Source organism: uncultured Aquincola sp. (assembly GCF_964001545.1).
Classification (GTDB): domain Bacteria; phylum Pseudomonadota; class Gammaproteobacteria; order Burkholderiales; family Burkholderiaceae_C; genus Aquincola.
In genome coordinates this window covers 1-8,493 of sequence record NZ_CAXFDV010000413.1, presented here as the reverse complement: position 1 = coordinate 8,493, position 8,493 = coordinate 1, and the positions used below count along the sequence as shown (strand labels likewise).

Below are 8,493 nucleotides of genomic sequence, written 5' to 3'. Positions count from 1 at the left end.
TGCCTTCGCGGCAATCGCAGAATCTGCAAGCGCGGCTTGCCAAAGCGGCAAGGCGCCGCCGGGCGCGATGCGACGGCGGTTCAGCCGCCGCGGCGGCGCGAGGCCTGCAGACGTTCCGGCAACCGCTGCTTCAGGAAGTCGAGGAAGCGCTGCGCGCCATGCGGCAAGGTGCGGGCGGCCAGCGTCTGCAGCTGGATGTCGCGCAGGTCCAGCCCGCGGTCGCGCAGCGGCACCGCCACCATCTGGCCCGATGCCACCCAGTGCCGGGCCGACACTTCGCCCGAGACGGTGAGCCCCCCGCCTTCCAGCACGAAGCCGTGCAGCACCGCCACCGTGTTGCAGGTGAGCATGGGCTGCAGGTCGATCTGCTGGCGGCTGCAGGCGATGTCGATCATCTGCCGCAGCGTGGTGTCGGGCGCCGGCAATGCCACCGGGTATTCGCACAGCCGCGCCAGCGTCAGCGACCGGGCCGCCGCCAGCGGGTGATCGGGCCGCATCAAGGCCAGGATGGGCGCGGGCTGCTGGTGCTCCACCCGGATGTCCTTCTCCGGCGTGCGGCTGAAGGTCAGGCCGATGTCGGCATCGCCGGCGCGCAGCCGCGCCGGCACCTCGCCGGGCGCCACCACGGCCACGTCGAACACCATGCGCTCATGCACGCGGCGAAACTCCACGATCAGCGGCGGCAGGAAGTGGCTGGCAAAACCCTCGGCGCTGGCAATGCGCACCCGGCCCTGGCGCGCGCCGCGCAAGGCGTCGAGGTCCTCCAGCACCCGGTCGGCGTCCATGCTGCTGCGGCGCGCATGCGCCGCCAGGATCTCGCCGGCCGGCGTGGGCACCATGCCGCGCGGCTGGCGCTCGAACAGCACCGTGTCCAGCGCCTGTTCCAGCCCCGAGATCTGCCGGCTGATGGCCGAGGCGGCCACATGCAGCCGCTCGGAAGCCACCGCGAGCGAGCCGCTGCGCACCACTTCCAGGAAGTAGCGCAGCGCCGTGTCCTGCAGGTGATGGGCGCGCATCGGTCATCCTCCTTGCGCCGGGCATGCCTTGCCGAAGCGGCAAGCCCTGCGTGCACAAATGCTGATTGTTGCATCGCGCGCCACGGCCTACGCTGGGCGGCATGAGCAACCGATCCTCCGCCCTGGCGGCCGCTGCCGCGCTGTTCGACGATGGCCGCTTCCAGGCCGTGCTGGCACGCCGCGTGGCCTGCCCCACCGAAAGCCAGGAGCCGGCGCAGGCGCCCCAGCTGCTGGCCTACCTGCAGCACGAGCTGCTGCCGGCGCTACAGGCGCTGGGCTTCGAGGGCCGGCTGCTGGACAACCCGGTGGCCGGCGGTTCCCCGTTCCTCGTGGCCCGGCGGCAGGAGCCGCAGGCCGCCTTCACCGTGCTGAGCTATGGCCACGGCGACGTGGTGCGTGGCCATGCAGCGCAGTGGCGCGAAGGGCTGCAGCCCTGGCAGCTGCAGGCCGAAGGCGACCGGCTGTATGGCCGCGGCACCGCCGACAACAAGGGCCAGCACACCATCAACCTGATGGCGCTGGCCGAGGTGCTGGCCGCCCGCGGCGGCCGCCTGGGCTACAACCTGACGCTGCTGTTCGAGATGGGCGAAGAAACCGGCTCCATCGGCCTGCGCGAGCTGTGCGAGCAGCAGCGCACGCTGCTGGCGGCCGACCTGTTCCTGGCCTCGGACGGGCCGCGGGTGTCGGCGCAGCGGCCCACGCTGTTCCTGGGCTCGCGCGGCGGCTTCAACTTCGACCTGACCATCGCTTTGCGGCCGGCCGGCCATCACTCGGGCAACTGGGGCGGCCTGTTGCGCAACCCCGGCGTGCGGCTGGCCCATGCCATCGCCAGCCTGGTGGATGCACGCGGCCGCATCTGCGTGCCGGGCCTGCTGCCCGACAGCCTGCCCGACAACGTGCGCCAGGCGCTGCGCAGCATCGAGGTGGGCGGCGGCCCGGCGGACCCCGTGATCGATGCCGACTGGGGCGAGCCGGGCCTGACGCCGGCTGAGCGCGTGTTCGGCTCGAACACGCTGGAGGTGCTGGCCTTCAAGACCGGCAACCCCGAGGCGCCCGTCAACGCCATTCCGGGGCGGGCGCAGGCGCATTGCCAGATCCGCTACGTGGTGGGCAGCGACGACACGCACTTTCTGCCCATCCTGCGCCAGCACCTGGACGCGCACGGCTTCACCGACGTGGTGGTCACGCCCAGCGGCCCGCTGATGGAAGCCACCCGCCTGAACCCCGACGATGCCTGGGTGCACTGGGCGATGGCGTCGATCGAACGCAGCACCGGCCAGCCGCCGGCCCTGCTGCCCAACCTGGGCGGCACGCTGCCCAACGACGTGTTCGCGCACACGCTGGGCCTGCCCACGCTGTGGGTGCCGCACTCGCACCCCGCCTGCGCCCAGCATGCCCCCGACGAGCACCTGCTGGGCAGCGTGGCACGCCAGGCCCTGCAGCTGATGGCCGGGCTGTTCTGGGACCTGGGCGAGCCGGCCGCGCGGGAGGCGGCCTGGGCGACGCGTTAGGCTCCGGTGCTCACAGCGCGATCGACCGCTGCTCGAGCACCTCGGCCAGGGCCGCGTCCACTCGGCCCAGCACCCAGCTGCTGCCATCTGCCGAGAAGTGGCCGGTGTTGGTCAGGCCGAAGGCCGCGAAGTCGGCCGCCCGGTCCACCACCACTTCGGCCATGAAGCCGGGCTCGTGCCCGGTGTGGGTGAGCAGCGTGCGATGCGGCGTGGCCTGGGCTTGCCAGCCCCACAGGTAGCGGCCGTCTGCCGCTTCGCGCAGGTCGTTCACGTACGCCTTGGCCAGCGGCGTGGGCTGCCCCTGCAGCGCCTGCAGGTGCCAGCGCAACCACGCTGCATAAGCGGCGCCGGTGCAGGCCCAGTGGCCGGCCGGGCCCAGCGCATCCTGCCAATCCTTGGCGGCCACCGACTCGGCGCTGGCCTGCACCACCGTGAGTTCGCCGGCCGCGCCTTCATGGCCCCACAGCAGGTCCTGCTCGCCAGGCACCGGCGAGCGCCATTCGCCCTGCAGGGCCAGCGGCTGCACCAGCACTTCTTCGAACACCTGCTCGAAGCTGCGGCCGGTGCTCACCTCGACCATCGCGGCCGCCAGTGCATAGCCGGCGTTGGAGTACAGGAAGTCGCGCCCCGGCACCACGCCCTCGACCGGCGGGCGTGCCAGCAGCCAACGCGCGAAGTAGGCACGGCGCCCCGCCATCGTGGTCGGCAAGGCGCCGGTGTCGGCCTGCACCGCGCTGAAGAACGCTTCCTCTTCGGGCCCGCTGCCGTTGAAGGCCGGCAGCCCGCCGCGGTGGTTCAGCAGGTCGGCCAGGGTCACCTGCACGAAGGCAGGGTGGATCTCGCCGGCCCAGGCGCCGAAGGCCTGGGGCAAGGTCATCGACAGCGCCGGGCCGCCACGTTCGGCCAGCGCCAGGATGGCGGCACTGGTCATCGCCTTGGTGTTGGAGCCGATGGCAAAGCGGTCCTGTGGCTGCACCGCGGCGGCCTGCCCCAGCCGCCGCCGGCCGGCCACGGCCTGGGCACTGTCCTGGCGGGTGACCAGGCCCAGGGCCACGCCCACCAGGCCCGATGCCACCGCGGCATCGGCCTGGGTCTGCAGCGCATCGTGCATCCGGTCCTGCTCGGACGCCGGCGATCCGCCGCCGCAGGCGGACAGGTTCCAACCCAGGCCGGTGGCCAGGAACAGCTGCAGCACCGAACGGCGCTGCAGGGGCCGATGGAGGGCATGACTCGACATCAACAATCTCCGAAGTGGTGAGGTGGCGCAGTCTGCAAACGCGCACCCAAAGAGAAGCCAAAGTCGGGCGCCCGCGCCTTTGGCTGGCCTTCAGGGTCGGGCGATACAGTCCGGCGCATGCACATCCTGCTGGTCGAAGACGACCTCGATCTGGGCCCCGCGCTGCTGGCCGCGCTGAAGGCCGACGGCATGACGGCGCAGTGGGTGCGCCGCGCGGCCGATGCCCGTGCCGCGCTGGGGCCGGAGACGGACCTGGTGCTGCTGGATCGCAGCCTGGCCGGCCAGGAAGGGCTGGACCTGCTGCGGCACTGGCGCGCCCGGCGCATCGCCACGCCGGTCATCGTCATCACCGCCCGCGCCGCCTTGAGCGACCGGCTAGAAGGCCTGGACGAAGGCGCCGACGACTACCTGGTCAAGCCGTTCGAGGTGCCCGAGCTGCTGTCGCGCGTGCGGGCCGTGCACCGCCGCCATCGGCAGCAGGCCAGCGATCGGTGGGAGCTGGGGGCGCTCACGCTGTCGCCGCGCTCGCACCAGGCCTGGCTGGATGGGCAGCCGCTGGCCTTGTCGGCGCGCGAGTTCCAGCTGCTCACCGCGCTGGCCCAGCAAGCCGGCACGGTGGTGCCCAAGCAGGTGCTGGGGCAGCTGCTGGAGCCGCTGGGCGAACCGGTGGACGCCGCCACGGTGGAGGTGCACCTCTCGAACCTGCGCCGCAAGATCGGCGCCGAACGCATACGCACCGTGCGCGGCGTGGGCTACCAGCTGCGCGCATGCTGAAGCAGACTTCGCTGCAAGGGCGGCTGCTGCGGGTGCTGCTGCTGGCGGTGGCGCTGATCATGGCGGTGCTGGTGGCGCTGGACTACCTGGCCTTCAAGGCCGGCCTGTCCGACCGGGTGGCGCAACGGTCGGCGGCCCAAGCGCTGGGCGAGGCGCTGGCCAACGTCGACGGGCCCGTGGCCGCCGAGATCGTGCGGGCCACGGAACTGCAGTTCAACCGCTCGCGGCACGAGGCCGGCCTGCCCGGCATCGAAGACCTGGCCTTCGAGCTGCAGACGCCCCAGGGCCAGCGCATCTACGCGTCCGCCGCGTTGCACGACGAAGCAGCCACCTCGCCCGCACAGGCGCGCCAGCCGATCATCACGCTGGGCGGCCGGCGCTACTGGCCCTGGCTGCACGAAACACCGCGCTGGCGCATCCTGCTGTTCGAGCCGGTGGTGCAAGACGGTCTGGTGCTGCGCTGGCTGGGCAGCGGGCTGCTGCCCTCGATCGGCGTGGCCCTGCCCTTGTTGCTGCTGCCCTTGTGGTGGGCCGTTCGCACCGGACTCTCGCCGCTGCGCCGGCTGGTGGAAGCGCTGGCCCAGCGCGATGCCGCCACGCTCACGCCGCTGCAGCTGGACCTGCGCTATGCGGAGCTGCAGCCCATCGTGGCCGCCATCGACGGCCTGCTGGCCCGCGCCCGGCAGCATGTGCAGGCCGAGCGCGCCCTGACCCACAACACCGCGCACGAGCTGCGCACGCCGCTGGCCGTGATCGCCGCCCACGCGCATGCGATGACCAGCGCCACCGACGCCGCCACGGCCGACGCCGCACGCCAGGGTATTCAGCGCGGGGTGCAGCGCACGTCGCACCTGGTCGAGCAGTTGCTGACCCTGGCCCGGCTGGAAGCGCCCGGTCCGCCCTGCGCCGCCGAAGCCACCGACCTGGTGGCCGTGATCCGCCAGCAGCTCATCGACCTCACGCCGGCCGCCGATGCACGCGGCATCGACCTGGCCCTGGTGTCGCCGGAGCAGTGCCCGGCGAAGCTGCCGCTGGCGCCGCTGCAGTCCATCCTCGACAACCTGCTGCGCAATGCGCTGGTGCACTGCCCGCCCGGCTCGCAGGTGGAGGTGCGGTTGTCCGTCGAGGGCGGACAGCTGCGCCTGGAAGTGCTGGACGACGGGCCGGGCATGCCGGCCGACGAGCGCGAGCAGGCCTTTGCGCGCTTTTTCCGCGGGCAGGCCGCCGGCCCCGGCTCGGGGCTGGGCCTGGCCATCGTGCAGGAGGCGGCCCGCCGCCTGGGCGGGCAGGCCCGCTTGTCGGCGCGGCCCGACAGCCCCGGGCTGCGGGTGTGCGTGGAGTGGCCGCAGGGCTGACTGAACAGCCCTCGATGGCCCCGCCTCAGGCCGTGCGGCGCTGCGCCCGCGCCAGCATCGGCGACGCCTTGCTGGCCGCCATCACGTCCTGCGCGGTGGCCATCAAGGCCGGCGCCAGCGCTTCCATGCGGGCTTCGGTCAGGCGCACCAGCGGGCCGGCGATGGTGACCACGCCGATGGCCGGGCCACCGGGTGCACGCACCGGCGCGGCCATGGCCGACATGCCGGGCGCAAACACCTCGACGATGCTGCTCCAGCCGCGCTTGCGCGCGTTGCGGATGTAGGTGAGCAAGGCCTTCATCGTGGTGGGCGCCTGCGGCCCGTATTGATCGGGCTGGCCAAAGCCCTGGCGGGCCACGCGTTCCAGCGCCTCTTCATCGCTGAGCGTGGACAGCAGCGCATGGCCGGCTGCACTGCACGACAGCTGCACCGCCAGGCCCATGTCGGGGTCGTAGCGCAGGCCGCGGGTGGCGCCCTGGGCCTTGGCCACGAACACCAGGTCGTCACCATCGACCACCGCCATGCGCACCAGCTCGCCCGACTCCTGCGCCAGGCCGTCCAGCAGCGGCTGGGCCACGTCCACCACGCCGGAGTTGCTGAGGAAGCTCAGGCCCAGCGACACCAGCTTGACGGTGAGGGTGTAGTCGCCGTGGTCGCGCTCCTGGCGCACGTAGCCGTATTCGGCCAGCTCCGCCAGCAGGCGGTGGGTGACGCTGAGCGGAATGCCCAGCTCGTTGGACACGAAGGACAGCGAACACCCCTGCGGATGCGCAGCCAGGGTCTCCAGCACGTTGAAGCTTCTTTGAAGTTTTGAACTCATGTGTCTCACCGGCCCGTCGCTGCGGGCCGTGTTGGGCTGCGTCGGCACTCTAACCCTCCTGTTACGTCACGAACGTGGGAGGAAGCGTATTCCATAGTGGAAACGTTTTCCGTTTTTTCTATGCTCACGGTCAAGATTCAACGAACCCTGTCATCGGAGACCCCATGAAGCTGACCCGCCGACCACTCGTCGCCGCCTGCCTGACCGCCCTGCTCGCGCTGCCGGCCTTGACCGCCACCGCCCAGGACTTCCAGGAACGCACGATCAAGTTCGGCCACCTGAACAACGCCGACCACCCGGTGAGCGCCGGCGTCAAGAAGTTCGCCGAGCTGCTGGCCGCCAAGACCGGCGGCAAGATGAAGGTGCAGGAGTTCCCGGCCTCCACGCTGGGCAACGAGCTGCAGCAGCAGTCGGCGCTGCAAGGCGGCGTGCAGGAGATGAGCGCGCCGGCCACCACCTCGCTGGCCGGCATCGTCAAGGAGTTCGGCCTCATCGACTTTCCGTTCGCGGTGAGCGACTTCGGCCAGGCCGATGCGCTGCTGGACGGCCCCTTCGGCCAGGCCCTGCTGGCCAAGCTGCCCGAAAAAGGCCTGGTGGCCCTGGGCTACTGGGACCTGGGCTTCCGCAACGTCACCAACAGCAAGCGGCCCATCACCAAGCCCGAAGACCTGGAAGGCCTGAAGCTGCGCGTGATCCCGAACCCGGTGTTCCTGGAGACCTTCAAGGCCTTCAAGGCCAACCCGCTGCCGATGCCGTTCGCCGAGCTGTACGGCGCGCTGGAAAGCCGGGCGGTGGACGGCCAGGAGAACCCCTTCGCGGTGATCCTGTCGAACAAGATGTACGAGGTGCAGAAGTACGTCAGCGCCACCAACCACGTGTACGCGGCCAACATCGTGCTGGTCAGCAAGCGCTTCTGGGACAAGCTGTCGGCCGCCGAGAAAAAGGCGATGAACGACGCCGCCAACGAGGCGCGCAGCTACCAGCGCACCACCAGCCGCGCCGCCGCACAGAAGGCCGTGGCCGAGCTGCAGGCCAAGGGCATGCAATACAACGAGCTGACCCCTGCCGCGCAGAACGCGATGAGCGCCATCGCCAAGCCGGTGACCGACCGCCTGGCCGCCTCCTACGACCCGGCCATCGTCAAGCTCTACAACGAAGAGCTGGTCCGCATCCGCAAGTGATGCCCGCTGCCGCCCGACCCGCCGACGCTTCCCGCCTACCCATGAACATCCTCGTCCTGCACGGCCCCAACCTCAACCTGTTCGGCCGCCGTGAGCCGCACATCTACGGCACCACCACGCTGGCCGAGATCAACGAACGCCTGGGCGCCATCGCCCGTGAGCTGGACGTGACGCTCGAGACCTTCCAGAGCAACCACGAAGGCGCGTTGATCGACAAGCTGCATGAGCGCATCGACAGCGCCCAGGGCGCGCTGGTGAACCCGGCCGGCCTGACGCAGCATGGCGTGCCGCTGCACGACGCGATCAAGGCCATGCCCTTTCCGGTGCTGGAGATCCACATGTCCAACATCGCGGCGCGCGAGGCCTGGCGGGCGCACTCCATCATCTCGCCGGCGGTCAAGGCCACCATCCAGGGCCTGGGCTGGCGCTCTTACACCTTCGGCCTGCGGGCGCTGGTGGACCTGGTGCGCGACAACCGCCAGGCCTGAAGAAAGCGCCGACGTGACCCGCTTCTTCCACTTCTATTGCAAGGCCCTCGAAGCCCTGCTGGTGCTGGCGCTGGCCGTGATGGTGCTGCTGGTGTTCGGCAACGTGGTGCT

General features: G+C 71.0%; 8 protein-coding genes. 5 read left to right on the top strand and 3 right to left on the bottom strand.

Annotated features, from left to right (window positions below):
* Window positions 1-80: 80 nt before the first annotated feature.
* The gene (locus ABNT58_RS14120) at window positions 81-1,016 is read right to left on the bottom strand and encodes a LysR family transcriptional regulator (RefSeq protein WP_348754100.1); all 936 of its coding nucleotides are present in this window, start codon (window positions 1,014-1,016) and stop codon (window positions 81-83) included.
* 101 nt (window positions 1,017-1,117) lie between these two features.
* On the opposite strand from ABNT58_RS14120, the gene ABNT58_RS14115 reads away from it, so the two are divergent.
* Window positions 1,118-2,527: a M20 family metallopeptidase gene (locus ABNT58_RS14115; protein ID WP_348754099.1), complete on the top strand. Its 1,410-nt coding sequence runs from the start codon at window positions 1,118-1,120 to the stop codon at window positions 2,525-2,527.
* A 10-nt stretch (window positions 2,528-2,537) separates the two neighbouring features.
* Here ABNT58_RS14115 and ABNT58_RS14110 read toward each other — a convergent pair whose 3' ends face one another.
* The gene (locus ABNT58_RS14110) at window positions 2,538-3,764 is read right to left on the bottom strand and encodes a serine hydrolase domain-containing protein (protein ID WP_348754098.1); all 1,227 of its coding nucleotides are present in this window, start codon (window positions 3,762-3,764) and stop codon (window positions 2,538-2,540) included.
* A gap of 117 nt (window positions 3,765-3,881) precedes the next feature.
* Here ABNT58_RS14110 and ABNT58_RS14105 point away from each other — a divergent pair, with 117 nt between their 5' ends.
* Both ABNT58_RS14105 and ABNT58_RS14100 read left to right on the top strand, forming a co-directional pair.
* Entirely contained in the window at window positions 3,882-4,538 is a 657-nt protein-coding gene (locus ABNT58_RS14105) for a response regulator transcription factor (protein ID WP_348754097.1), read from the top strand.
* On the top strand, window positions 4,532-5,893 hold the full coding sequence (locus ABNT58_RS14100; protein WP_348754096.1) for a HAMP domain-containing sensor histidine kinase: 1,362 nt from the start codon (window positions 4,532-4,534) through the stop codon (window positions 5,891-5,893). The genes ABNT58_RS14105 and ABNT58_RS14100 overlap by 7 nt, the downstream gene beginning before the upstream one ends.
* Window positions 5,894-5,918: 25 nt before the next feature.
* On the opposite strand, the gene ABNT58_RS14095 is transcribed toward ABNT58_RS14100, so the two are convergent.
* Entirely contained in the window at window positions 5,919-6,713 is a 795-nt protein-coding gene (locus tag ABNT58_RS14095; protein ID WP_348754095.1) for an IclR family transcriptional regulator, read from the bottom strand.
* Between the two features lie 164 nt (window positions 6,714-6,877).
* Here ABNT58_RS14095 and ABNT58_RS14090 point away from each other — a divergent pair, with 164 nt between their 5' ends.
* Together ABNT58_RS14090 and ABNT58_RS14085 are read left to right on the top strand one after the other, a co-directional pair.
* A complete protein-coding gene (locus ABNT58_RS14090) occupies window positions 6,878-7,894 on the top strand; it encodes a TRAP transporter substrate-binding protein (RefSeq protein ID WP_348754094.1) in 1,017 nt (338 codons plus the stop codon).
* Between the two features lie 41 nt (window positions 7,895-7,935).
* The gene (locus ABNT58_RS14085; protein WP_348754093.1) at window positions 7,936-8,382 is read left to right on the top strand and encodes a type II 3-dehydroquinate dehydratase; all 447 of its coding nucleotides are present in this window, start codon (window positions 7,936-7,938) and stop codon (window positions 8,380-8,382) included.
* Window positions 8,383-8,493: the final 111 nt, after the last annotated feature.